The 25,527-nt window shown below is 67.9% G+C and carries 19 protein-coding genes; 7 read left to right on the top strand and 12 right to left on the bottom strand.

Going from position 1 to position 25,527, the window contains the following annotated elements:
* Positions 1 to 59 precede the first annotated feature (59 nt).
* Entirely contained in the window at positions 60 to 989 is a 930-nt protein-coding gene (locus OIE47_RS27030) for a hypothetical protein (RefSeq protein WP_326557315.1), read from the bottom strand.
* A gap of 1,102 nt (positions 990 to 2,091) precedes the next feature.
* Here OIE47_RS27030 and OIE47_RS27025 point away from each other — a divergent pair.
* Entirely contained in the window at positions 2,092 to 3,342 is a 1,251-nt protein-coding gene (locus OIE47_RS27025) for a S1 family peptidase (RefSeq protein ID WP_326557314.1), read from the top strand.
* Between the two features lie 158 nt (positions 3,343 to 3,500).
* Positions 3,501 to 4,088 (top strand): hypothetical protein, encoded by a 588-nt coding sequence (locus OIE47_RS27020; RefSeq protein WP_326557313.1) that lies wholly within the window; start codon positions 3,501 to 3,503, stop codon positions 4,086 to 4,088.
* Positions 4,089 to 4,408: 320 nt separating this feature from the next.
* On the opposite strand, the gene OIE47_RS27015 is transcribed toward OIE47_RS27020, so the two are convergent.
* Positions 4,409 to 4,813: a hypothetical protein gene (locus OIE47_RS27015; RefSeq protein WP_326557312.1), complete on the bottom strand. Its 405-nt coding sequence runs from the start codon at positions 4,811 to 4,813 to the stop codon at positions 4,409 to 4,411.
* 300 nt (positions 4,814 to 5,113) lie between these two features.
* Positions 5,114 to 5,905, bottom strand: coding sequence for an SDR family oxidoreductase (locus OIE47_RS27010; protein ID WP_326557311.1), 792 nt, complete (start codon positions 5,903 to 5,905; stop codon positions 5,114 to 5,116).
* Positions 5,906 to 5,987: 82 nt separating this feature from the next.
* On the opposite strand from OIE47_RS27010, the gene OIE47_RS27005 reads away from it, so the two are divergent.
* Positions 5,988 to 6,524, top strand: a complete 537-nt coding sequence (locus OIE47_RS27005; protein WP_326557310.1) for an RrF2 family transcriptional regulator — start codon at positions 5,988 to 5,990, stop codon at positions 6,522 to 6,524.
* A 276-nt stretch (positions 6,525 to 6,800) separates the two neighbouring features.
* Here OIE47_RS27005 and OIE47_RS27000 read toward each other — a convergent pair whose 3' ends face one another.
* Together OIE47_RS27000 and OIE47_RS26995 are read right to left on the bottom strand one after the other, a co-directional pair.
* The gene (locus OIE47_RS27000; protein ID WP_326557309.1) at positions 6,801 to 7,697 is read right to left on the bottom strand and encodes an NADP-dependent oxidoreductase; all 897 of its coding nucleotides are present in this window, start codon (positions 7,695 to 7,697) and stop codon (positions 6,801 to 6,803) included.
* A 286-nt stretch (positions 7,698 to 7,983) separates the two neighbouring features.
* Positions 7,984 to 8,889, bottom strand: coding sequence for a phosphotransferase (locus OIE47_RS26995; protein WP_326557308.1), 906 nt, complete (start codon positions 8,887 to 8,889; stop codon positions 7,984 to 7,986).
* 561 nt (positions 8,890 to 9,450) lie between these two features.
* Here OIE47_RS26995 and OIE47_RS26990 point away from each other — a divergent pair.
* Entirely contained in the window at positions 9,451 to 10,047 is a 597-nt protein-coding gene (locus OIE47_RS26990; protein WP_326557307.1) for a hypothetical protein, read from the top strand.
* On the opposite strand, the gene OIE47_RS26985 is transcribed toward OIE47_RS26990, so the two are convergent.
* From OIE47_RS26985 to OIE47_RS26960, 6 genes are all read right to left on the bottom strand, one after another.
* Complete coding sequence (locus OIE47_RS26985) at positions 10,037 to 10,465, bottom strand: hypothetical protein (protein WP_326557306.1); 429 nt, start codon at positions 10,463 to 10,465, stop codon at positions 10,037 to 10,039. The two genes, OIE47_RS26990 and OIE47_RS26985, sit on opposite strands and share 11 nt — an antisense overlap.
* Before the next feature lie 90 nt (positions 10,466 to 10,555).
* Positions 10,556 to 10,918 (bottom strand): cyclic-phosphate processing receiver domain-containing protein, encoded by a 363-nt coding sequence (locus tag OIE47_RS26980; protein WP_326557305.1) that lies wholly within the window; start codon positions 10,916 to 10,918, stop codon positions 10,556 to 10,558.
* 362 nt (positions 10,919 to 11,280) lie between these two features.
* Positions 11,281 to 12,039, bottom strand: a complete 759-nt coding sequence (locus tag OIE47_RS26975; RefSeq protein ID WP_326557304.1) for an AraC family transcriptional regulator — start codon at positions 12,037 to 12,039, stop codon at positions 11,281 to 11,283.
* A 126-nt stretch (positions 12,040 to 12,165) separates the two neighbouring features.
* Positions 12,166 to 13,002: an alpha/beta fold hydrolase gene (locus OIE47_RS26970; RefSeq protein WP_326557303.1), complete on the bottom strand. Its 837-nt coding sequence runs from the start codon at positions 13,000 to 13,002 to the stop codon at positions 12,166 to 12,168.
* Positions 13,003 to 13,448: 446 nt separating this feature from the next.
* A complete protein-coding gene (locus OIE47_RS26965; RefSeq protein ID WP_326557302.1) occupies positions 13,449 to 14,015 on the bottom strand; it encodes a response regulator transcription factor in 567 nt (188 codons plus the stop codon).
* 53 nt (positions 14,016 to 14,068) lie between these two features.
* Positions 14,069 to 16,582, bottom strand: a complete 2,514-nt coding sequence (locus OIE47_RS26960) for an ATP-binding protein (protein ID WP_326563258.1) — start codon at positions 16,580 to 16,582, stop codon at positions 14,069 to 14,071.
* Between the two features lie 120 nt (positions 16,583 to 16,702).
* On the opposite strand from OIE47_RS26960, the gene OIE47_RS26955 reads away from it, so the two are divergent.
* The 3 genes from OIE47_RS26955 (at position 16,703) to OIE47_RS26945 (ending at position 18,858) form a co-directional block, all read left to right on the top strand.
* A complete protein-coding gene (locus tag OIE47_RS26955; protein ID WP_326563351.1) occupies positions 16,703 to 16,948 on the top strand; it encodes a hypothetical protein in 246 nt (81 codons plus the stop codon).
* 204 nt (positions 16,949 to 17,152) lie between these two features.
* The gene (locus tag OIE47_RS26950; protein WP_326563257.1) at positions 17,153 to 17,986 is read left to right on the top strand and encodes an alpha/beta fold hydrolase; all 834 of its coding nucleotides are present in this window, start codon (positions 17,153 to 17,155) and stop codon (positions 17,984 to 17,986) included.
* Entirely contained in the window at positions 17,983 to 18,858 is an 876-nt protein-coding gene (locus tag OIE47_RS26945; RefSeq protein WP_326557301.1) for an alpha/beta fold hydrolase, read from the top strand. Before OIE47_RS26950 ends, OIE47_RS26945 begins: the two co-directional genes overlap by 4 nt.
* Before the next feature lie 87 nt (positions 18,859 to 18,945).
* On the opposite strand, the gene OIE47_RS26940 is transcribed toward OIE47_RS26945, so the two are convergent.
* Positions 18,946 to 24,780, bottom strand: coding sequence for an RHS repeat domain-containing protein (locus tag OIE47_RS26940; RefSeq protein ID WP_326557300.1), 5,835 nt, complete (start codon positions 24,778 to 24,780; stop codon positions 18,946 to 18,948).
* Between the last annotated feature and the right edge of the window lie 747 nt (positions 24,781 to 25,527).

The following is a 25,527-nucleotide window of genomic DNA, read 5'->3' as shown; positions in this document are numbered from 1 at the left end:
GGGTCCGGCGCCGGGAGACACCATCGTTGGTTCGCCATGGCGCTGATGTCACGAACGATTCACCCGACCGCTGCTCCCGGAATGGGTCTCCGCGCGTCTCGGAAGTCCGATGCGTACGCGTTCGCGGGGAGGTGGGGCCGCAGCACGTCGAATACCCGCTCCGCCTCAGCCTGGCGATAGTCGGCGAACCTCTCGGTCGCCTGCAACCAGTAGCCCCCGCGTGGCAGCCGCTCCACGTTCCAGAAGGCCCCCGACCCGGCGAGCCTGTCACGGCCGCCCAGGGCGAGTCCCATCTCCTCGGGCACCACGGTCACCCAGGAGTAGCCACGCAGCACCTGCTCCGGATCGGGGAACGCGATCGACGGATCGGTGCGCAGGACGTATTCCATCGCGGTCAGCGGGCTGGTGTAGCTGTAGGAAATCTCGCCGAACACCGGCGAAGTGCTGGCCGCGACCGCCTTCAGGACGGCCGGCATGACCGCCTCCCGTTCCGGCGCGGTCAGCACCGAATCCGCCCGTAGGCGCAGGGTCAGAATGGAGTATCTCCCGCCGGGACCGAACGATGGCCGGAGCATGATCTCGAGATAGTGGGATGCCTCGTAGATCCGAGGCACCTCACCAGCCCTCCCGTCGGCCGTCAGGGTGCCGGCCACGAACAAGGCGCTGGGCAGCTTGGCCATGGCGGCCAGGAGTTCTGCCCAGCTCTCGTCGCTGAACCCCATGTCGCGGCTGATTTCCTGCCCCAGAAATCCGTACGAGAAGGCCATCCCCGCCTCCACCCCGAACGGGGACAGCGCACGCGCCACCCCGGTATCGCCCGAGGCTTGTGCGACGGCCGCCTCGCGCAGTTCTCCACCGAGCTGCCGCCATCCGAGATCGAACCACGAACGCGCCGCCTGCACGGCTCCCGCTCGATCAGAGAACGGATCGATGACCAACTGCAGCTGCACGACGTCCGGCAGGGACAGCCTCCCGTTGACGTACCGCACTCTTCACCTCCCGAAGCAGATGGAGCCAGGCTAGGCGACGAGATCGAACAGGGACCTGCTGGCCTCGGCCGAGCCAACGACAGCGCCACAGATGACACTCGCCAGACGCAGGCCGCCCCGACAGCACCGACCACTATGACCCCAACTCCCGTCAGGGGTCAGAACCGGGTTTCCGAGCGGTACAGGATCGACATGTCGACAATCCCTCACCGGTACGCTGCATCAGGTCGCGGCATGACCCGGTGTCCATATCCCAGGGGGAACCTCAGTGCGACCTTGACGCAGTTTAGGGGAAACAGTGGGTACGGCCGGCCGGATAATCACTGCCTCCCGCAATAGTGCGATCATCAGCGCCCGCACGCCCCAGCCCAACGAGCCCGGCTATACGCGCATCATCTCAACCAGAGCGGGACACGTCACATCGCTTACTCAGCTCTACGGTTAATCTGCCAGAAACAGAGCGAAAGCACCGGCAGCAGCGATACCCGACGGAATCAACTCCGTGCCCACCAGCGGACGCGGCTGCTGACCAGCGACGGACAGAAGCCGGCCCGGGTCACGACAGCGAAGCGCCCACAGCTTGCCTCGGACAGCGCAACCGAAGCCATCTATCCCCAGCTCAGAGCCGTTCTGGCCGACCCATGAGAAACCCGGGGACCCGATCTCCGCATTTCGCTGCTCCGTCCACCCGAGACACCAAGAAAGGATGATCCTTCTCTGCTGTCGCATTCCTGACGAGCGCCATCACCCGCGCCGAGATCCAACTCGCGACGAAACGGTCGCAATACTCCGCTCATCAGGCAATAAGCCCCAACTAATCGTTCGGGACGAGCCCGACAACCAGGCCGACGGAACCCGAGTAGGGTCGCGTCAACCAGCCAGACGGCAGTAGCACCTTCGGACCATCGCACCAAACCGTACGTGAGTCGGGAGTTTCGTCCGACAGCAGTCAAGCCATGACAGGACAGTTCAGAATTCGCTTGGCAATACACATCATAAATTCACTGTCAGCAATGCGTCGCTTTGATTGGCATCAATAACCGCCGTGCAATTCTGTCATCGGCCAGGTGTGCAGCCTGGCGGGATCCGATGAGGAGGGTTCATGACCACCAGGGCATTCCGGCTGCCGGCGCTCGTCACGGCGGCGGTCCTGATCGCCAGCGCGGTATTCACCGCGCCCGTTCAGGCGAACACGGTGACGGCGAAACCGGCGACCGCGTCGGCAACGGACGACAAGGCTGTTGCCTCGGCGATCGCCGCGTACCGCACGGCCTACCCCCAGATGTCCGAGGCCGCCGCCCGGGCGGCGTTCGACCAGCAACTGACCCGCAAGAACCTGCAGCTGCAGGTCTCCGCCAACGCCGCGTACGGTGGTTCCTGGTTCGACGCGCCGTCCGGCGTGATGCACCTGTCGCTGACCAGTCCGGCCGCCGCGTCCGAGGCGCTGAAGACGGCGCAGAAGCTCGGCATCCGCGCCGAGGCGCACGTGGTGAAGCGTTCCTGGGCGGACCTGGAGCGGCTGGCCACGTCCCTGCGGAACAACAGCGTGGCCAAGGCCAGCAACGGCGTGGTCGGCATCGACGTCAAGAGCAACACCGTGACGCTGGCCGTGTCGGGCCAGAATGTCAGCACGGTCAGGGCGCAGGGCGTGCCGGCCGGCGTCACCGTCGTCACCGGCTCGAACCTCGCGCGTGAGCTGGACGCCGGCTGCACCTCCCGGCTGGACTGCGACTGGACCATCCGGGCCGGCGCCATCCTGAAGTACAACGGCAGCCCGGTCTGCTCGGTCGGCTTCACCGCGCGTACCTCGGCCGGGCAGCGCTACTCCTACACCGCCGGCCACTGCAACAGCGGCGGCGGCACCTGGAGCACCGGTGCCCAGGCGATCGGCCCGATGACCGGCGCGATCGTGTCCGGCGGGCTCGACGCGGGCATCATCCGCAACGACAACCCCTGGTTCCAGTACGACGCCGGTGGCGAGATCTACATCGAGTCGGGCAGCCGCACCATGGCGCTGAACTACGTGGCTCCGACGATGGGTTACCTCCTGGTCGGCGAGACCGTCTGCCTCGCCGCGAACTACACCTCGCCGAACGGCCCGAACCGCTGCGGCATCATCGGCAGCACCAACGACGGCGGCATGGTCCGGGTCGACGGGCTCGACGCCTGCGGTGGCGACAGCGGCGGCGGCTGGTACTGGCTGGGCTCGGCCACCTACCGGGTGGCGTACGGCATCCACAGCCAGAGCCACTACGGCTGCAACGGGGACCAGGGCGGCAGCCAGTCCTGGTTCAGCCCGATCCCGCAGATCACCCCGCTGTGGGGTCTGGCCATCGAGACCCGCGCCTCCTGATTACCTGACACCGCCTGATCGACGTACGACAATGACAGGGTCCGTCGGCCTGGCCGGCGGACCCTGTCACCACGCCCGGTCGGTGGCTGGGCCGGCTCCGGCGACCGACAAATCCGTCGCCGCGGCGAAACCAGCGGACCAGAGGGGTTAGAGGCATCATGGGGATTACCGGCATCCGTCTCGTCACCGGCCTGCTCACCGTCAGCCTGCTGGCCGCAGCCTGCGTCTCCACCGAGCGGGCGGACCCGGGCAGCAGCCCCGTCGACCCGAGTGCCAGCCCGCCACTCCAGCCTCCGGAGCAGACCATGCCGCCGCCGAGCGTCAGCCGGCCGCCGTCGAACCCACCGGGCGATCCGAACGCGTACCCCCTGCCGCGCCCGACCCAACTGACCCCCGCCGCCGGCCTCCCCCCGCTGGCTGAGACGCAGATCGAATCCGCGGTCTCCGCCGCGTCGCAGGACGCCACGGTCGCCGCCGCCCTCGGTCAGGGTGAGGTGGCGCAGGTCCAGGTCCAGGCCACCACGATCGGGGTACCGGGTGAAAAGACCGTAATCACCGTCGCCTTCCTGTTCCGGCAACCGATCGAGTCGGAAGCGCCGATCTGGTCGAGGCTCTGCGACATCGCCGGACAGACCGCCCAGTGGCGCGGCGTCGCCGCCCGGGTCGACCCCGCTGCGCAGCTCCAGAGCAGCCCGATCTGGATGACCGGCGCCAACTGCGTCAGCGCCCAACCGAAACTCGGCTGACCCGCCCCGGAGGCACAACCCCGGCTACGCTCATCCCGGGCCACCCGGCCGCCGCCACCCGCCCTCTTTCCCGGGTACGCGCACCACCTGCACGCCGGCCACCCGCTGCTCCCCCTCCAGACTCGCCGTCACCATGCGCCCGAAGCCGCGACGAACCACGCCAGCAGTGGCGGTTGACGTCTCAGCACACGGCGACTTGACGTAACCCGGTCGGGTGCGGGCCCGACGCGAACCGGTAGCGCAACGGCATCACGCCCCTGCTGGTTCATGCCGGGCCCTGGGTGGTGCGGGCTTGGCTTACCGCTCCGAGGCCGCCGAGCTCACGGGTGGGGGCGTGGGCGGCGCCCGGTTCCGCCGTAGAGATGCACGCGATGGTCGGCATCGCGGTCCGGCTGGCCGCGTACGAAGCGGTCGTGGGTCACCTGGCCGTGGCTGACGTGCACCAGCCAATCCTCGTAGTACCAGCTCGGGTTGCAACTGCAGCCGGTGAAGCGGAAGTTGGCTCGGTAGCGGCCGACCTGCCCCGGAGTCAGCGCGAACAGGCGGGTTGACGCGTACGGGCGCGGATAGGCCGCCGAACCCGGTAACCGGTCGACGGTCACCGTCGCCTCGTCACGACTCAGCCAAAGACCGATGTCGCGGGCCTGCTCGGCGCCGCCGGCCAGCACCTCGTCATGACGTTCGTAGTCGACCGCATCGTCAACCAGGACCTCGTGGATCACCACCTCGGACTCCGGCAGTGACCGAGGCAGGGCCACTGCCCGGTCGAGGCCACGACGGGCATTCGCGGCCGGGGCACCGCGTGCCGCAGCCGTCCACCGCACACGCACCCGCTGGATGACAATCACACCCCAGCTTCACCCGGCCCGCGTCCAGTACGCCAGTCAGTAATCGCCTGCGACACGTCGACACCACCACCGAAAGATGGCACTGGTTGTGCAACATGACGTGGTTGACGGTCTGCAGCGTGACTCCAGGCGTACCCGACAACGCCGTTTGTTCGGCCGGGTCCGGCTCGGAGTTCGCTACGCTGACCGGAGTTCGGCGATGCTGCCGCCGCCGGATGTGTGGTCTGCTCGCTGTCCGACGAGCCACTCGTCGAAGGTTGTCGGCGCGATGCGAGCCCCCTCGCCGGGCAACAGCACGGTGCCGGCCATCGCCGGGCCGAAGACGGCCGACCACGTCGGCACGAGCCTCACCACATGGCCGCGCGTTTCGTTGGTGCGTCGTGCCATGTCGACGAGGTCCTGTGGCTCCGGGCCGGCGACGTCGGCGTAGCGGCCTTGCGGCCCGCCCGGGGCGATCTCGGCGAGGATATCGGCGACGTCCTGCGGCGCGATCGGCTGCACGAGCAGCGGCGCGATCGTCGCGACGCCGTCGCGCTCTGTCCAACTCGCGACCATCGCGGCGAAGTCGTGGAACTGCGTGGCCGGGACGATCGTCCAGGGCAGCGGACCGGCGGCCACGAGGCGCTCCTGCTCGCGCTTGCCAGCGTAGTGTGCGGTGCCCTCGACGCGATCGATCCCGACGATCGAGAGCAGAACGTGGTGTCGGACTCCGGCCCGCTCCCCCGCTGCGAGCAGGTTCCGGGTGGTGGTGCCGAAGTACGCCACCGCCTCCGCGTGGCCGGTCGCCGGCCCGCTGGTGACATCGATGACCGCATCGACGCCGGCGAGGGCGTGGTCGAGCCCGTCACCGGTTGACAGGTCCACCCCCAGCGAACGGCTGATGCGCACGACGTCCTGTCCGTCCCGTTCGAGGGCGGCGACGGTGAGGGCGCCGATGTTCCCGGTCGCCCCGGCGACTGCGATTCGCATGATGATCTTTCCTCTCGTTCACTTGCGGGCCGACGGTATCTCGGACTTCACAGATCCGCAATATCTGCGATAGGCTGAGGCGGTGAAGCTGCCCGTGAGCACCGAATGGCTGTTGCACTGCGCCGCGACGCTGGCGCAGCTCGATCCGGGAGCCACCGCGTCGGCGGCGCAGCTCGCGCAGTACTACGACCTCCCAGCGGCGTACCTGGCCAAGCAGCTACAGGGGCTCGTCAGGGCCGGCGTGCTGGTCGCGACGACAGGACCGCGCGGCGGGTTCCGGCTCGCGCAACCGGCGTCCGAGATCACGCTGCTGCGGATCGTGGAGGCGGTCGACGGCGCCTCCCCGCCGTATGAGTGCCGCGAGATCCGCCAACAAGGACTGGGAGCACTCCCTCCCGACGAGTGCCGGAACACCTGCGTCCTCGCCCAGAAGATGGCCGAGGCGCACGACGCGTGGCGGCGCAGCCTCGCCGACGTTTCACTCGCCGACATCATCGCCACGCTGCCCCCGACAGCACCGGCCCGCACCCGATCCCGCCTCGCGTCGACGGGTTCCACGCCGTCGCACCGATCGCCGGAATCCCGTGCCGCCGACCCGCCGCCTCGGCCAAGTCGATGAGCGTCCACACTTCCCACGGAGATCACCGGGCGCCTGCGCTACCGCATCCGTGACCGGAAACGGTGACGCGAGTTCCCCAACCTCCTGAAGACCCCTCGTCGCCGCCGGGCGGTGCTCCGCCCTCAACGGCATCGATCACCGCAGCCACGCCAAGCAGGAAACCGTGATCGGCGATTACGTCCGACAGCGCGACCGCCGGGCCCGACCCAAGTCCGGATTCGCTATCAACTCCGAGATCCGTCACCCGGATTATTCAGTCAACCTGTAGGACGAGCACTAGTCAGCGACGTGGATGACGATCTTGCCGTGGCGTTTGGCCGTCTCGAGCGCCTCGTAACCCAAGCGCGTCTCACTGAGGGGCAGCACGCGGTCCAGTACTGGCCTCAACCGGCCGTCATCGACGAACTCGGCGATGGAACGTAACGCATTCTGGTTGGGCTCGACGATGAAGTACGCCCCACGAACGCCGTACCGGGCTGCTTCCTGCTGGTCGGGTGGGGTGACGAGGGTGACCAGGACACCGCCCGGTCTCAGGACCGACCAGGAACGCGACTGCGCGGCCCCTCCGACAAGATCAACGACCACGTCCACGTCGCGAACGTGGTCCTCGAAGCGGTCGTGCGCGTAGTCGATGACCTGCTCGGCACCCAATCCCTTGACGAATCCCAGGTCGCCCGCCGCCGCCGTGGCGCTCACACGAGCACCGAGACCGGCCGCGAGCTGCACCACGAAGATCCCCACACCGCCGGCACCGCCCTGCACCAGCACGTGCTGCCCGGCCTGCAGGTCGGCGTGATCCACCAGGGCCTGCCACGCACTCGACGCAGCCAATGGGAGCGCTGCGGCGTGGTCGTGGTCAACGGTGGCGGGTTTGGGCGCCAGGACGGCTGCGGGTAGGACGACATACTCGGCCGCCGCGCCATCGCGGACGAAAGGGATCAAGCCATAGACCGCATCCCCCTCAACGGGGCTTTCCACCCCCGCCCCGGACTCCGCGACGACTCCGGAGAACTCGTGCGACGGAATGATCGGCGTGCGCTCCGGTCCTGTCCCGTCCGAGGTGTGCGTCCAGGTTGCCGGCCAGGTGAGCTCGTGGGGTGTCATAGAGGCGGCCTTCACGGCCACCAACACCTCACCGGGCCCCGGCTTCGGCCGCGGCGCCTCCTCGTACACAAGTTGCTCCGGCCCGCCCCTGGTGTGAGCTCTCACGGCGTGCATCGTGCTCATTCGACGACTGCTCCTCCCGACGCACCCGGTCGGCCCGCCCGCTGCCTCTGGGGATGAACCACAGGCCAACCCCTGCATTATCTGACGGTTCGGCGGCCGCCTGCCGGACTTCCGTAACCCTCGCGTCGCGTACGCCACGGGCTGTCGGGGAGGTCCTTCGGTCCGGACGATTCCGGCGGCCGAGGCGGTTCTGGTCCCGGCCGCCGGGGAGCACCCGTCGGTTCGTACCGACTCAGAGGCCCTTCATTACACGATCAAGTGCCGACCGGCCCAGGGGCCCCCAGTTCGGCTTGCCGCCGGGCAGGCCGCGGTCCCCGTTCTGACCCATCAGCATCAGGAACAGGCTCTTCATGGCGGCTAGCCCGCGGGCCCTTCGGACCATCGCCTCGTCCACCTGGGCGTAGCTGTCAAAAAACCGCGAGGCGCCTCCCTCGGGCAGCAGCAGCCAGGCGGCCCCGAGGTCCCACGCCGGATCGCCGGCGAAGAGCGCGCCGAAGTCGACGATGCCCGCCAGTGTGCCGTCGGCGATGACGACGTTCGCGGGATGCAGGTCACCGTGCACCCATACCCGTGGTCCCGGCCACTCGGGGGTCGCCACCGCGTCGTCCCACACGGCCCGGAGGTCGTCCTCGGCGAAGCCGAAGCCGACGAGGTCCACGGCCCCCAGGAAGTGCTCGAACCCGTCCCCGGAGTCCTTGGGGTGGGTGCCGAAGTCCGAGGCGCCCGGCGCATCGGCGGGCACCTCCACATGCAGCGCCTTGAGGAAGGCCGCCAACATGTCGGCCGCGTGGTCGCGGCGGGCGATCGTGCCGTGGTCCAGGGGCGTGCCCTCGACCCATGTCATGACCGTCCACATCTTGGGGAAGCGCTCGGACGGCGTACCGCTCCGCACCGGAGTCGGGATCGGGAGCGGCAGACGTGGGGCCAGCAGTGGCAGCCAGCGGCGCTCCTTGAGCTGCGGATCGGGGCTTGTGTCCATCCGTTGCATCCGGACAGCCAAGTCGTCCCCGAGGCGCCACATCTGGTTTCCCCAGCCGCCCGCCACCTCGTGGAGGGGCAACTCGGCCAGGTCCGGATGCTGCTCCCGCAGCAAGTGGCGGACCAGATCTTCGCTGACCTCAACGCCGCATTCAGTCACAGAAAGTCACGGTACTTGAGCTTCACGACCTGACCGGCGCGGCGGGCACCGGGGACAGGGACTGCACGGCACCTTCGGACACCGCACGCCGTCGCGCCGGGCCGCCGTCCCCCGCGTGAACTGAGCACCTCGCCCTGTTGCCCTTGGTCGGCACTGGTGGTCGAGGGCCGTGCCGCCGAAGGGGCAGCAAGGGCTTCTCCTGGCGACTGATCGGATTCGTGGGTGACGAATGGGTCCACCGCCGCTGGCATCGACGCGGGAGGTGCCTGCATCCGGTACGGCGTCCAGGCTGGGCCCGGTCCGTCAGCCGGCGATCGGCAGCAGCGGCGCCAATCTCCGATACTGCAATACCCGCCCCCGGTCACGCGGAGCAGCTTTACGCAGCTCAACCGTGTTGACGCCGTTCAACACCGTTGGGAGCGCACCAATGCTCCCCTACATCTAGGCCGGACAAGCCATCGGACGACCCGCGGCGGCTGCCAGACACCTCCGAGATGACGGATCTGTCAATGAGCGGATATGGCGGTTAGCGTCGTCGTACCCGCCCTGCATAGTAGGAGCGTGCCGAACCTGGACTTCTACGCTGTTGCTGACGACTGGCTCGCGGTCCTTGAAGCCGTCTTCGGTCTCGGGTTGTTCCGCGTACTCGAGTCCGACTCGGCACCTGACCGTGAACTGCGGGAGTTCCAAACCGCCGCCGAGGTCCTTGAGAGCCCTCGGGGACGAAGCCTGGCGTTGTTCGTCGTAGAGGCCGGGCCGGAGCCTATGGCCAAACGGATCGAGTTTCTACCAGGTGTGGCGGGAGACGCGACGTTCCGCTACACCTGCGAAGGCTGGGGCCTCGTACAGCTTTACTACTACGGACCCTTGGGGACGCGGCAGTTGCGGTGGAGCCATACCAACCACAACACCCAGAAGCGTGCTGCGGCATGGGCCAGAACCACGTCGAGGCTCGGTGATCCCGCCGCTTGGAACTGGCCGGCGGTCACGAGTGCGTCCAACAAGCTCAATCGCATCATCCGCCGGATGGCAGTGAGCAAGATCGGCTCGCACCCAGTGCTACCGCACGCCGCGGAGTTCATCGCCCAGGCCGGATTGCGTTACGAGTACGGCACGGGCATCCATGTGACTCCTTCCTACGGCATGGTCAACCGGTGAACCATGCCCGGATCTGTCGCGAGGCGCGGCGCCGGTCCGAGCCAACACTCCTCGTGGGTACGCCCAGGTGGCCCCAGCCCGAATCCTCGCAGCGAACACCGGCGCTTGCTATCTCCCCACTGCGAACGAGTTCTCGGATAGCTGCGGTCATGGCCAGCACGCCCGGTTCCGGCACGATCAGCTGGTCAACGGCCCAGAAGTAACTGCCGTCCGCGACTTCACCGGTCTCCTTCCATCTCGCGAGCAGGCGGCGGACCTCATCGACGGTGAAGATCGTCAGCGCCCAACTCGACCCGTCAGGAAGGTCGACGAAGGCATCCACGTTGGCCACGGACTCCTCGGTCGTGTCGGGACCGAGAAGGAACCGTGCCACGAATGTTGGTTCCGTGATGGTCACGTACGGATCGGTGGCGCCCATAAACGCTCATCATGCCGTGCGGCCAAGAGCAGATCGGGTTTTGCCGCCCGAGCGTGTCAACCGTCGGGTATCGCGTTCGAGCCGGTCAACTCACCCAGGGCCGTCGAGATAGCCGACGTCCGCGGAGCCCGACGCGACGCGGACGCGATACCCCCAGTGCCGTAGCACCTGAGCGATCTTCGCCGCGCCGGCCGGGTTCGCGGAGTGGACGTTGATGACCCCAACGTCAAAGGGACGCCTGTCGAAGGCAGCCCGCTCCAGGACCTCCACGACCGGCCAGATCGTGTCAGCCCCGCCCAGGTCGTGGTCCAGCCACAGTTCGTCCATGCGCCGGTCGCGGTACCGATCGAGGAGTTCTACCCCGGCGGCGCTGGTGCGGGCCACCTCGGCGCTACGGCCATCCACGAACGAGCGGAGGTCATCGACCAGGACGATCGTTCGACGGGTATCCACGCAATGATGATGCGTGGCACCGCAATCATCCGACACCCGGATTCTGCCGCCGACCGTACAGGTCGACGCCCGAGCACCATCACCCTCCGTGACCCATCAGCGCGCCCGGCCGCGGCGTGGCTCAACAGAGCCGTGCTCACTGATTCTTCAAGTCAGGCTGCCCGCCCTTGAGTCTCTCCGTGCCGGACGGTGAACGGCAGGACGCATGCCAGATGAGAGCCACACCAACTCGCGGTGGGCAGCCGATGAGAGTGTGTCTCGCGGTCGCTATTGCAGCGGCTGGCCGCAGACGAACTGCCCTGACACGACGGGTTTCTCGATCTGGACGGCCAGTGGGAGCCAGATCGTGGCCGGCAGGCTGTTCAACGTAGGTGGTCGCCACCCGTCACAGCGCTCCGGGCGGGCGATGAAGCCGGCCACGCGACGTCGTCAATGGCGAGCCACGGCGCGTCGGCCACGGCCGCGGGCGTAAGCCCGGCGAATGCCTTGACCTCGCGGTGGAGGTGGGATTGGTCGACGTAGCCGCTCTCGGTGGCGACGCTGGCGGCGGGGTGACCCGCCGCGAGAAGGTGGGCGGCGTGGTCGAACCGCACCAGTCGGGCGGCGCGTTTGGGCGTGATGCCGAGTTGGGACCGGAAGCGGGACCACAGGCGCTTGCGGCTCCAGCCGACCTCGGCCGACAGGCTGTCGACCCGCACCTGCCCCCGACTGGTGAGCGTCCGCCGCCAGGTGTAGGCGACCTCGGAATCGACCGGCGGGTGGGCGCCCAGCCGTCGGCCGAGGATTTCCTCCGCGATCGTGAACCGTTCGTCCCACGACGCGGCGGCACGCAACCTGTCCTCGGCTCGCCCGGCGTCGCGGCCCCAGACATCATTGAGGGGTATCACCGTCCCGCTGAGTTCGGTTGATGCGCCGAGCACCGCAGCGGCCGCGACCGGCTCCAGCCGGATCTGAAGGCACTCTCCGACCCCCCGGCCAGTTGCCCGAAGATCGCCGGGGAGGAGCCCGATGGCGACACTGCCGCGCTCGTGCCGGCCATGGGTGTCGTAGAAGAGGCCTTCTCCCTCGCTCAGGTCGACGAGCAGGGTGACGAACGGGTGCGCGACCATGGCGATGTCCACGAGTGCGGGGACACGTTGGCGGAACCCGGCCATGCTGATCCCCGGCAGCCGACCTGGCGGGCGCGGGACTGCGACGTCCACCCGCGCCCAGTCGGGCGGTGCCCCGGTCGACAGCACATGATGAGTCTAGGCCTCGGGGAGCACCGGCGGGGTCTCAGCGACTGTTGCCGTGAAGCCCAGCAGCAGTTCGCTGGTCCTCTCGGGGGCTTCGAACATGGGTATGTGCCCGACGCCGGGCAGCAACTCGACCCGCGCGTTCGGCACCGCGTCGTACTGGTGCACCGACGACGGCTCCCAGCGGCGGTCGGCGGTACCGAAGATCACCAGCATTGGGACTTCGATGGCGGCGAGACGTTCGGGCACGCTCCGTTGGGCGATGTACGCGGTGTTGCGGCGCAGCACCGTCCTGAACGTGCGGTACGTGGTGCCCCGTACATCGGCGACCAGGTCGTCCGGGATATCCACGGCGCGAGCGCACGTCGCGCTTATCCCCCTGCGGATCATCGCTTCCGAACGCCTCGACCACAGGAGCGGGCCGAGAGGCGGGGCCAACAGGAACCGAAGAAGCAACGGCTGCGGGAGGAGCGCCTCCGGACTCGGGCCGCTGCTGATCAGCGCGAGCGAACTCACCAGGTTCGGGCGCTGTTCGGCAAGCGCGGTGGCGATGTAACCGCCGCTGGAGTGCCCGACCGTGGTGACCCGACGAAGGCCGAGGTCGTCGAGCATCGCTGCCACCCGGCCCGCCTGAATGGGCACCTCGTATGACAGCGCGGGCGGGGACTGGCCGCAGCCCGGGAGGTCGACCCGGATGACGTGATGGCGGCCGGCCAGTGCCGGGACCACCGGGCTCCAGGAAGCGCCCGAGAACCCCGATCCGTGGATGAGCAGCAGCGCCGGTGCCTGCCTCGGGCCGTCGTGGACCACACGCATCCCATGCAGATGCTCCGCATCGTAGTCACTCATGCAGGGGATGATGCATCGGCTGCCGGCTATCAGTCTTGGACAAATGTCGGTGTCACGGACAGCAGGGCATCCAGGCCGGCAGCCACCGTCCGGGACGTCGCCGTGTCAGGTTGAGCGGCCGGTTCGGGGCGCGATCGAGTCGATGGGCTGGCAAGGGACATTCTCGGCCTCGAGGCCAGTCGGTGGGGTCGAACCTGCTGCCACACATGCTGCGGTGGCCCCGTCGAACAGGTATGTGAGGTCGTCCGCGAGAGACGTGTCGCCGCTGGCGGTGGCGACGCCGTGTATCCATGGACCGATGCCCGTCAAATCGTCGGGCGGGTGTGCGAGCCGGTCGAGCAGCACACCGACGCGGACACCCGAGTCGCTCCGCACACCCCACACTGGGCGCCAATCGATCACCGCAGGATTGGCTTGACGTGGTCAGGGCAGTTGCGATGTCCGAATCAGGCTGAGCCCGGCCGCGGTGAGGGCAAACCGGAGTTTGGTCCCGGACGACCATGCCCGGACTTCGCGGCCAACGGTGCGCTGTCCGATCGTGGCGCGGCAGGTGCGTCTCGTCTCGCCAGTTCTCGGCGTGAGGTGATGCCGAGTTTGCGAAAAATCTTGCGTAGGTGATAGTCCACCGTGCTCGGGCTGATAAACAGTTGTGCGGCCACCTCGCGGTTGGACGCGCCGTTCGAGACCCGGCGGGCGATGTCGCGCTCCTGGCTGGTCAGGCAGCAGCTCTGGGCGAAGCGGTTGGTCGTGTCGGGGTGGGGCAGGGTGGTGCGCAGTTCGCGGCGGGATGCGACGCCCAGCTTGTGGAACACCCCGCGTAGGTGATGTTTGACGGTATGGGTGCTGATGACCAGGTGCGTCGCGACCTCGACGTTGGTGGAGCCTGCCGCCACCAGCAGGGCGATCTGTTCCTGTCGTGGGGTCAGGACCGCACGGGGAAGGACTCGGGCAGGCTCGGATACGGCGCAGTGCATGGTGCTCCTCGGGCGAGGGTTCGGGGTCTCGACGACCATCCGATCGCACCGCGGTGCACGACGAGTGCAGACTGAGTGCTTGCCCTACCCGCTTACGACGCGCCGCTCATCAAGCTCAGCCGGGCCCGGACATACGCGACCATGTCGCGGTATCCCTCGGCCTCCCCGATGCCGGAGACCTCGATGAGTTCCCGGAAGCCGTTGTCGGCGATCAGGTTCTCGAACTGCTGGCAGCCCCGTTCCGCGCGAACCTGGTCGCCCAGGTCGAATGCGGCCCGCGCGAGGATCGCCGCGATGGCACACCGGGGACCGTTCGACTCACAGACGCCTTCCGCCAATCCCCATTCCGACACCTTCACCGCTCGTTCGAGCCGGCCGAGTTTCCAGGAGGACTCCGCGATGAGCTGTGCGTAGTAGATCTTCAGGTGATCGAGGTGCTTCGCCACCGCAATGGCCAGTCCTTCGTCCGCGACCCGTGTGCCGGCCTCCAACCGATCGGACCCCAGGCGCGCGCTCGTGAGTGTCAGCAGCGAGACGGCGAGCAGTTCCTGGCTTCCCGTCTGCCGGGCAAGACTCGCCGAGCGTTCGCCATACGCGTTGGCGGCGTCGTGGTCGCCACGCGACAGCGCGAGCACGGCGAGGTTTCGCAGGACGTCGGCTTGTCCGGCGAGTTCTCCGGCGCCTTCGAAGATGGACAAGGCTCGACGTAGATATTCGTCGGCCTGTGGCAGCGGGGCGAAGGCCTCACCGACGGTGCGAAGAAGTTCGGCCTCCATCAGCGGCTCGCCGAGCGCGCTGACCAAATCGAGGATCGCGAGTACGGTCTGTGTCCGGCCCGCCGGTATGGAGTTGCTGCCCGGTGCTGATGCGGCGAGGACCATAGCCGCCGCGTATCGCCCCAGGCCATGTGCGAGGGCCAGATCGATCGTCGCCCACAGCGCGGGCCGTTCCCGTGCGTACCACGCGGCAGCCTGTGGCACGCTGTCGAACGATTCAGGAGTCACATCCGACGGCGGTTCGTTGACGGTGCCGACCGGCATCCGGTGGTGCCTCGCGTACGCGGCGCGGGCAGAGTGCAGGTAATGCATGATGAGACGCCGCTCACACTCCGGCCGTTCTTTATCCTCGTCGAGAAGCTCACCCGCGTAGGCCCGCAGCAGGTCGTGCAGAACGTACCGCCCGGACTGCGACTCGTTGAGCAGATTCGCGGTCATCAACTCCGTGAGTAGTTCGCGCGCCCGTACGCGGCCGACTCCGGCGACGCTGGCCACCGACTCCAGCGAGATCCCTGGACCCGGATGGGCGGCGAGGGCACGAAACACCTGCGCCGTTGATGGATCGAGGGCACGGTACGACCACGAAAACACCGACCGGACATCGTCGGACGAGTCCGCGCTGGACAACGCGTCGAGTCTGGCGGATGGCGCCGAGACGTCGGTGACGACCGCGCTCAGTGGCAGGGCCGGATTGAGGGCCACGCGGGCCGCGACGATCGCCAGCGCGAGCGGCAGCCCGGCACAGAGCGTGATGACCCTGTCCAACGCGTCCGGGTCGATGGTGGCGCGGCGGGTGCCGAGGCGGTTGATCAGAAGCTGTCTGGACTCGGCCCCGGTCAGCCGATCGACCTGCAGGTAACGTGCGCCCTCTCGGGTGACCAGGCTCGTCATCCGGTTGCGGCTTGTCACGATGACCAGACAGCCTCGGGAGGCTGGCAGCAGCGGGCGGACCTGGTCGGAGTCGCGTGCGTTGTCCAGGAGAATCAGGACGCGACGACCGGAAAGGCGACTGCGGTAACGAGCCGCCTGCGCGTCGACGTTCTCCTGCGGTGACGAGACCGCCGGCTCACCCAGTGACGCGAGCAATGTGGCGAGGGCGTCCTCCGATGACACGACGCGTCCGTCCGGATCCAGGCCCCTCAGGTTCAGGTACAACTGGCCATCGGGAAACTTGTCGGCGATCTGGTGGGACCAGTGCACGGCGAGAGCGGTCTTGCCGATGCCACCCATGCCGCCGAGCGCGGTGATCACGATGGTCGCATCGCCGAATGCGTCGGACAGTTGGTCGTCGAGTACGGCGGCCACGTCGTTTCGTCGGACGAAGCCCGCGACCGGCGGCGGTAGCTGCGCGGGCCGGGGAGCGTCCGGCGGGCGCGGCTCGTCCTGCGGGCTCCAGCCGCTGGCGAGCAGTTCCCGATACGCCTCCCGTAGTTCCGGACCGGGGTCCACCCCCAGTTCCTCGGCGAGACGTTGACGGGTCCGCTCGAAGACCCGCACCCCTTCCGCCCGGTGACCGGTGGCCACGTACGCGCGCATCAGGCACGCCTGTAGCGCCTCGTCCAGCGGCGCCGCGGCGGCCACGCTCAGGAGTGGGGTCAACACGGTGCCGGCCATGTCGTGGGCGATCGCGGCTTCGCTGGCCGCGACCGCCACCGCGGCGCGCTCCCGTTCGATGGCGACGAACTCCGGCGCGCTCAACGCACTGGTCGGAAGGTCGGTGAACGCCGGGCTGCGGCCGAGCTCCAGAGCGGTCAGGTACGCCCGTACGCCGGCCACGACGTCCCCGCCGGCGAGCGCCTCGCGGGCGCGCCGGACCAACTCGCGGTACATGGCAAGGTCGGAGTCCTCGGTCGCGAGGGCCAGCCGGTAGCCCGTACCGGCCGGTAGGAGGTACCGACCGGTTTCGCGGACGTCCAGGTCCGGCTCGAAAATCCGCCGGAGGTGCCCGACGTGCCGGTGGATCTGGTTGGCGGCGCTGGGCGGCGGTTGTTCGTCCCACACGCCGTCGATGATGTTGTCGAGGCTGACCGCGTCACCCCCGGCGGCGAGGAGCTTGGCCAGGATGATCCGCTGGCGAACCGGACCAAGATCGACCTCCGAGCCGTCCCGCCGGGCGCCAAGACCGCCGAAGACCTTGAACTCGCAGTGGGACCGCGGCGTGTCCGGGAGCCTGCGGTCGGGCGTACTCACGATTGACATCCTAGTGATGGAAGGGGACCGGCTTCGCTATTCGGCCCAGCCTGCAGCTTGCCCCGACTCCCCCGCATCCCCCATCTCTCGTTGTCCGTCGAGTCGGTCGACAAACACGGGGACTACGCGATTCGGGTGATTCGCGAAACGGCGCAATATCCGTACCTTCGGCAAGGTTCCCAGAGCGGAACGCAAGCCCAAGGAGTCTGCATGCCCCGTGTCACCGTTGGCTCAGAGGGAGCCAACCCGATCGAAATCTATTACGAAGATCACGGCACCGGTACGCCGGTGGTACTCAGTCACGGATACCCACTCAGCGGGCGGGCCTGGGAGAAGCAGGTCGCCGCGCTGCTCGCAGCCGGTTACCGTGTCATCACGTACGACCGGCGGGGTTGGGGAAATTCCAGCCAGCCCGCCAGTGGATACGACTACGACACGTTCGCCAGCGATGTGAACGTGCTGCTCGAGAAACTGGACGTGCGCGACGCCATCCTCGTGGGTCACTCGATGGGGACCGGCGACGTTGCCCGGTACCTGGGTCGCTACGGCACCGGGCGGGTCGCGAAGGCCGTACTGTTGTCGCCGATCCCCCCGTTCCTCCTGCGAACGGACGACAATCCCGAAGGCGCACCGCAGTCCTTGTTCGATGGGTTCATCCAGGCCGCGCGGGCGGACCGGTACGTGTGGCTCAAGCAGTTCCTGGAGAACTTCTACAACCTCGACGTCTACGGCGGCTCGCTGGTCAGCGACGAGGCGTTCCGGGCCAGTTGGAACGTGGCCGTGTCCGGATCTCCCCTCGCCGCGGTGGCCTGTATCCCGACCTGGCTCACCGACTTCCGTGAAGACCTGTCCAAGATTGACGTGCCGGTACTCGTTATCCAGGGCGACCAGGACCGGGTCCTACCCATCGGAGTGACCGGCCAGCGGCTGTCCGCCTTCATCGGGGATATGCGACTGCTCGTCATCGAGGGCGGGCCGCACGCCATCGCCTGGACCCACACCGATCAGGTCAACGCCGCCCTGCTCGACTTTTTCCAGCAGTGAAAGGAAACACCGTGAAGTTGTCCTTCCGGCGCCGCCTCATCTACGTAGGCGTGGCCATCGGTGCCCTCACCCTTGGTGGTGCCGGCATCGGCACCGCGCAGGCCTCGACGAGTCACGTCGCGCACTCCCACCATCCGCGTCCCGCATCGGCCAAACCGACCGTCGTGCTCGTGCACGGTGCGTGGGCTGACGGGTCCAGTTGGTCGGGCGAGGTGAGCCGGCTACAGCACGACGGTTACCCGGTGGTCGTCGCGCCGAACCCGTTGCGCGGCCTGTCCAGCGACGCCGATTATCTGCGCGAGTTCCTCGGCGGGATCACCGGCCCGGTCGTCCTTGTCGGACATTCGTACGGCGGCGCGGTCATCACCAACGCGGCCACCGGCAACGCCAACGTCAAAGCGCTGGTCTATGTGGATGCCTACATCCCCGACGCGAACCAGAGCGTGGCCGAGCTCACCAGCCCCGATTCCGTGCTCGCGCCCGCCGGGACCAACCCGACGTCGGTGTTCAAACTCCTTCCGTACCCGGGTGCTCCGGCCGGCATCTACGACACCTACCTGCTGCCGAAGGTGTTCGAAGCGGCGTTGGGTGCCGGGCTGTCGAAGTCGCAGATCGCGGTGCTCGCGGCATCGCAGAGCCCGACCTCGCTGGTCGCACTGGGCGAGCATTCCGGTGCACCGGCGTGGGCGTCGATCCCGTCCTGGGCCCTCGTCGGCACCCAGGACAAGCTCATCCCCCCGGCTGCGCAGCTTGCGATGGCCGGACACGCGAAAGCACACGTGGTGAAGGTGAACGCCGGCCACCTGTCCCTCATCACGGCGCCGGACGCGGTCACCAAGCTCATCGACACCGCCGCCCGCACGACCGCCTGACCTACCCCCCACCGGTCTTGGCTTCCTGACCACCGTTCAGGAAGCCAAGACCCGTACTCCCACGCGCCCGCGGCGATGTGAGCGTTCTTAGCACGGGGTGTTGTTGCTCCAACCGCCGTACGTTTTCGCCGCGTCCGATCCTGACGCCGCTTCCACCACGTTGTCGCAGGAGTCGTAGCCGCTTCCGCTGCCGCGTTCCGGGCCCGACCCGGAGGGGTCGCTCATGGTGACGGGGCTGTTGTCGGCGTACGCGTAGCCGTTCCACTGCTGCGGTTCGGTCAGGTCCTGGACCGGGTCGACGCTGACGAACCGGCCGGTGACAGCGTCGTACTCGCGGGCGCCGACGTGGACGAGTCCGACGTCGAGGTTGACCGGCTTGTTCAGGAAGCCGCGGTTGTCCGGGTATGCGCCGGTCGCACCTCGTGGTGCGCCGTAGGGGGTGTGTTGCCGCCACGTGGGGATCTGGGCGGTCGAGTCGAGGTAGAGACCCGGGGTGCCCTGGTTGTCGGCGACGGCGAACGAGAAGTTGGTACCGGTGCCGGTACGGATGGCGCTGCCGCCGCCCGGTAGTGGGTAGTAGCGGGTGCCGGTGACCGCGGTGGCGCCGTTGCGGAGTTCGAGTTGCTCGCCCGGCAGGTACAGCACGGTGCCCGACGGGTTCTTCTCCAGCAGTAGGTTGCCGTCGGCGTCGTACACCAGCTCGCTGTTGCCGGCGGTGCCGCCGGTGACGGCGGTGAGCTTGCCTGCCTCGTTCCAGGTGAGTGTCTGGTTGCCCTGGCCGGCGTTGCGGCTGGTCATGTTGCCGGCGGTGTCGTACCCGTAGGTCGTGGTCCCGGCCGGGTCACCCGTGGTCGAGGTCAGGGCGTGGGGCGCAGTGGTGCTGTACTGGTAGTTCGTGGTGGTGTCGACACCGCCGGTCAGGTTGTGCTCGACCTGTTGGGTGCGGTTGCCGATCGGGTTGAGCTGCCAGCTCGTCCAGTAGGCACTGCCCGCGCCGATGCTGTTTCCGACCATGGTGTGGTTCGTCGTGGTCGGGGCGGCTGCGCAGCTGTCGGTGGCGGTCCACCCGGAGGTGAGCCGGGCGAGGCCGTCGTAGGCGTAGCACTGGGTTTCGGACGGGGTGGCGGCCGAGAGCCGCGTGCTTGTCTCGCGGAGGATGTTGCCGGCCGGGTCGTAGGAGTAGCTCTGTTTGTCGATGTCCTTGGGTGTGGCGGTGCCGCGACTGACGAGTTGGTCGGTGAGCCGGCCGTTGTGCGGGTCGTAGGTGTAGGTGACCGATGCCTGGTTGGTCGAGTTGCCGAGGACCTGCTGGGCGACCCGGCCATAGGCGTCGTAGAGCACGTTGAGGGCGTAGCTGTTCTGCCCAGCCACGGCGGTGACCAGGTCGAACACGCCGGTGGTGGCGTAGTTGATGGTCTCGTTCGGCAGCCCGCCGTGGGACGTCAGGACGTCCTTGGTGTGTAGGCCTGTCGTGGTGGCGTATTTGTGGGCGTAGGTGTACGTACCGGCAAGGAGTGGCCCGGTGAGGGTCGCGGGGATCGTGACCGTCTCGCTGAGCGACTTGCCGAAGATGTTGAAGTCTTTGTACTGGACCGTGTAGGCGGCGCCGTTGACGTACGAGGTGCTGGTGGTCAGGTGCCCGACCGGGTATTTCATCGTGGGCACGGCGTTGTCGGAGTTGTCGTACACCCAGGAGGCGACCCGGTTGGTGGTCGACTGCGCCTCGACGGTGGCGGCGTAGCTGCCCGTCTTCCGGTTGAGGGCGTCGTAGGTGTACGACAGCGTCTTGTTCCGACCGTCGGTGGCCTGGATCAGGTTGCCGTTGGCGTCGTACCGCATGGTACTGGTGCCGGCGTCCGGGTCCGACTTGGCGACGACCTGGCCGAGCAGGTCGTAGGTCGACGTCCAGGTGTTCGAGGCAGTGTCCGTGACGGTCGTCTGGTTGCCCCTGGCGTCATAGCCGTAGCTGGTGTCGACCGTGTCGCCGCCGGTGATGGTGAAGACGCCGGTGAACGTGTTCGACGGGTTGTCGACCGTCGGTCGGGTCGTGTATTCGAGCAGGTGACTGGTGCGTCCGAGTGGGTCGAGAACGCTGGTCCTGGTGACACCGCCGGCCGGTGGGACCACGGTGGTCCGGTCACCGTTGTAGACGGTGGTTGTCGTGGAGACGGCGACGCCGTCCTTCGCGGCGGTGACGATCACCGCCCGACCGAGGCCGTCGTAGGTGGTCCAGGTCTGGTTCGCGACCTGCTTGTGTAGGTCGGCGGCGCTGGCCGGGGTCGACACCGTGGGCAGGGTGGTGTCGTCCCACCAGCCGTTGTAGGTACGGGTGACCCAGCCCCGGCTGTCGTAGAACGAGTCGGTGACCATCCGGCCGCCGTTCGGCGTCATCGACTGGACCTGCCGGGTACGCAGCAGCGCGTCGTAGATGGTGACCGAGGTCTGGTAGAGCGACAGCTCGCTCATCTTCCTCGTGGTGGTGGCGGTGACACCGGTCTTCGACACCTGGTAGTCGAAGGTGTAGTTCGCCGGCAGGCTGGTCGCCCGCGAGTCGGTCCATACCGCCTTGATGCGACCGAGTGGGTCGTGTTGCTGTGTGGTGACGACACCGTTCGGGTCGGTCGAGGTGAGCGTCAGACCCCGTGCGGTGTCCAGGGTGGTGGACGAGGTCTGGTTCAGCGGGTTCGTGACACTGACGCCGGTGGTGAGTCCGACCGCGTTCACCGCGTACGACGAGCTCGTCTTGTTGCCGTTGGCGTCGTAGGCGACAGTCGGACGGCCGTAGAGGTCGTACGGGTTACCTCGGCTGGTGGTCTGCCACACGTACGCGCCCGCGGTGTGGTCGGAGGCGGTACGGGTCATTGTCACGTCGCCGGTGCTCGGTGCTGTCGGCTGCGGCCAGGTGGTGGACCAGTCCTGGTCGTCGTAGTAGGTCCGGACGGCCCTGACGACCTGGGCCGGGCGGGACACCGTACCCGGGGCGGTCAGGGTGTTGACGCTTCCCGGTACCGAGGCCGGGGAGCCCTGGGTGAAGCCGCCGCAGGCCACCGCGACGGTTTCGGTTTCAGCGGGCAGTCCGACGAGGTTCTTCGCCACGTTCGCCGGGGCGTACGTGTTGGTGGTGCACTGGTCGTAGGCCGGGTCCGCCGGCACCGTGTGGACGTAGGTGCGTTGCAGCAGACCGAAGGAAGTGCTGGTGGTGGCGGTGTCGTAGCTGCTGTCGGTCTGGGTGACCCGCCAGGTCGTCGCTCCGGTTCCGGTGATCGCCTGCCGGTTGTACGTCTGCACCGGAGCGACCACGTTCGCGGTCAGGGCGGGTAGGCCGGTGCGACTGCGGCTCGCGCTGGCCTCCGATACCCAGTACGACGTGATGGTGGAACTGTCGACCGGGCTGTTGTCGCCGCGATAGGACGTCGACTCCAGCACCATGCCAGCCAGTTCGTCGGCGTCGTCGTGCTTGCCGCCCTGGGAGTCGGTGATACTCACCGCCGCGCCGCCGTTGTTCCGCGACATGCCTCGGTAGTAGGTGGTTTCGGACAACGTCTGCGGGTCGTCGACGCCGTCACCGTTTCTGGTCTGCACCTTGGCGTAGCCCCGGAACTGCCCGTAGGTCCGGTTCTTCGCCTTGACGAGTTCGTTGTCGTCGAAGTGCCAGGCGGCGCCGCCGGTGTAGCTGTAGCTGGTCGCGGTCTGCGCCGCTCCCCCGGTTGGGTCGGTCGAGGTCACCTTGGTGACCGCCCACTTGTTGAACCAGTCCCGGATGGGATCGGCAGAGCCGTGGGGGGTCCAGAAGACCGGGTAACAGGAGGAGGTGTTGGTGGCGGGGTCGATGGTCACCGGGGTGGCGCACGGTTTCGGCAGTTCGTAGGTTGCGGTGATCACCGAACCGGTCTCGGTGGTGACGGTGCCGATCCGGCGACGCATGAGGGCCGGCAGGCCGTCCGGGTCGGTCCGGTTCTGCAGCTCGACGTCACCGAACGAGACCGGGGGAAGCGCGATCGACTCGGTCGACCCGTCGGTCTTGGTGGTCGACCCGGTGTGGGTGATCGAGTCCAGCCAGAGCGTGGGGGACGTTCCGTCACCCGTTGCCGGGAAGCGGTGCTCAAGGAGGTACGTGTCCACCGGCTCGTACCTCGACAACGCGGTCGACCATTGCCGGGTGCTGATCGACTTCAGCCGGACGGTGGAGAAGTGCGACGGGCTCCACGGCATGCAGGTCGTGCCCGCCGCGCAGACCAGGTCGTACGGCACGTCGGGCCAGTTCGCCTTCGTGCTCTCGCCCAGCGGTGCGCAGGTGCCCGACAGACAACGGTTGTCCGTGTTGAACGAGACCTGGTTCGGCACGGTGCCGTACGCGCCGCCGTCACGGAAGCCGTAGTCGATTCGCGCGAGGTAGCTGTCGCGGGTGTACGAGACGTTGCTCGTGCCCTTGTTACGGCCGTAGTAGTTGACGTCCTGCTTGTAGTAGTACGCCATCGCGTTGCCACGAATGTCCTTGACGTAGTCCAGATTCCAGCGGTACGCCATGGTGCAGACCGACGAGGAGAACCCGGCCGCGTTGTAGCACGGGTCGCCCGGGTGCGGCGAGTAGACCGGCTGGACGTCGACCGAGTTCGTGGTCGGCTTCCCCGAAGACCAGCCCGGCACCTGGTTGCGGCCGAACTCGTAGCTGGTGCCGTCGCGCAGTGTCACCCGCCAGTAGTCGGTGTTGTACGTGTCGGTGCCGTTGTTGGTGTCGGTGACGTGGGTGATCACCTCGCCCTTGTCGCTCTTCGGCTTCCACACCTTCTTGCCCGCGTCCCAGACCAGGGAGGACGACGAGCCGTTCAGCGACAGGGTCAGGATCGGCCCGTCGTAGCACCTGTCCGAGGTGGACACCCGCGAAGCGCTGCCACCCGGGTTGTCCGAACACGACACGAACGACTGCTCGATGAACGACTTCGGGGTCGACCAGCCCTCGCCGACCCAGGACGCCTGGGCCTGGGTCGCGGCGGTCTGTCCGTCCACGACGCTCGAGTCGTAGTTGAGTGACAACGACGGGACCAGGGGCGACGAGGACGTCGGCACCGCCATCGGGTACGAGTAGGTGAACGATCCGGTGTTGGTCCCGGCTGGCCAGGAGCCCGATGGCATCAGGTCGGTGGTCGCGTACGTGCCTGCCTTGCCACCATCGGCAGCGGCGGCGACAGCCGCGAGCACCACGGGAGCCGTGCCGGTGAGCTTCAGCCGCACCGACACGCTCTGGCTGCCGGCGTCGTTCGTCGACGGGAGCGGCGTCGCCTTCCGGCAGGCAGGCTGCGCCGGGGTGCTGATGGCGCAGTCCGGTAGGGCTACCAGGCCCAGCCGGAGGCCGTAGTTGCCACCGTACGCCTGCGCGAAAGAGGAGTAGTCGACCCCGACGGTGACCTCGCCCTGGACCTCGGCACCGGTGGTTCTCGCGGTGGCGGTACCGGTGCCCGCCACGGACAGGAGCACTCCGGCGACACCCGCTGCCTGTGCTGCCGCACGGTCGTGCACCCGGACGTCGAGCGCGGGCGGGCCGGAGTAACGGCCTTCGCCGTCGGCCGCCGCCTGTGCCCAGATCGGCGAGCGGTCGTCGCGTACCTTCGCCGTCCGGGCGCCGCTGACCGCGGCGGACGGGGTGCCCAGGGTGAGGGTGCTCGTGCCGGCCGCCGGCCAGCTGGTCCGGACCGGGGCGAAGGGCTTGGACGGCTTTGCCGGCGACGCGAAGTGCGTCGGAAGGGGCTTGACTCCGCGCACTGCCCGGACCTCGGGAGTGGCCAGCGGTGGCGTGAGTTTGGCGGCCACCGCCGCCGGGGCGGAGGTGACCGCCACCGCGCTGCCCAGCAGCGTCGTGGCCACGGCTGCGGCGAGTACGCCCCGGATCCGCGCCCCACGCGACAGCACCGCGTGTCGTCTCATCGCACCCTCACCCCGTTAGATCAAGGAACCAACCAGCCTGCGGGTGTCGACCGCGTAAGGCCGGGCGCCACTGTCCCATGATCAAAACGCCGGACACGATCACGAACGGGTAACGGTCCAAGATCCAAAAGTGGCCGAAGTGGACGCTCCTCCCTCAATTGGGCAGTGACTCACATCTCACGCATGGTGGTCATCGTGATGATCTTGGTTAGCTGTCGGAGCCGTCGGGCACCCCAACTGTCACAGCGCGCGAAAGTAGCCCTTCATACGCGTATCCACACGTCGGCGAAGACCAGCAGGCATCGCTGTGGCGCGCTCTTTTGCCGCCGTCCATGCAAGCAGGCAGCCGTAGCATGATTACGACGTGCGTTCAGATCCGCTGTCTCCGGGCCATCGCTGGGCCGGTTTGCAACTGGATGTCTCACGCCCAGGCCTGCCCGAGCTGCGGGTGGAGGCCACGGGCGGGCGAAGGCTGTTGATCCGCCAAGCTGACCGCGTCGTTCTCCTGGGTCGCCAGCGAGCCCAGCATCGCGGCGTGTACTACTGCCGTACCGGACTGTATGAGTCTCCGCTGCCTCCCATCCCTGTCCGTCACGCTCGCCGCGCCCGGGAGACAAGCGATGATGACGACGCGTGGGCGGCGCGCTGGACGCACCAGTTCGCGGCGTGGTTACAGGCTCGACCCGAGGGCCCCTTGCACGTCGGTCGCTGGACCCTCGCCTGGGGCATGCCACGCTGGGCGGTGCC

The sequence above is a fragment of the Micromonospora sp. NBC_01796 genome (assembly GCF_035917455.1).
In the GTDB taxonomy this organism is placed as follows: domain Bacteria; phylum Actinomycetota; class Actinomycetes; order Mycobacteriales; family Micromonosporaceae; genus Micromonospora_G.
Note: the sequence above shows the minus strand (reverse complement) of the source record. Positions and strands in the feature narration are given on the sequence as shown.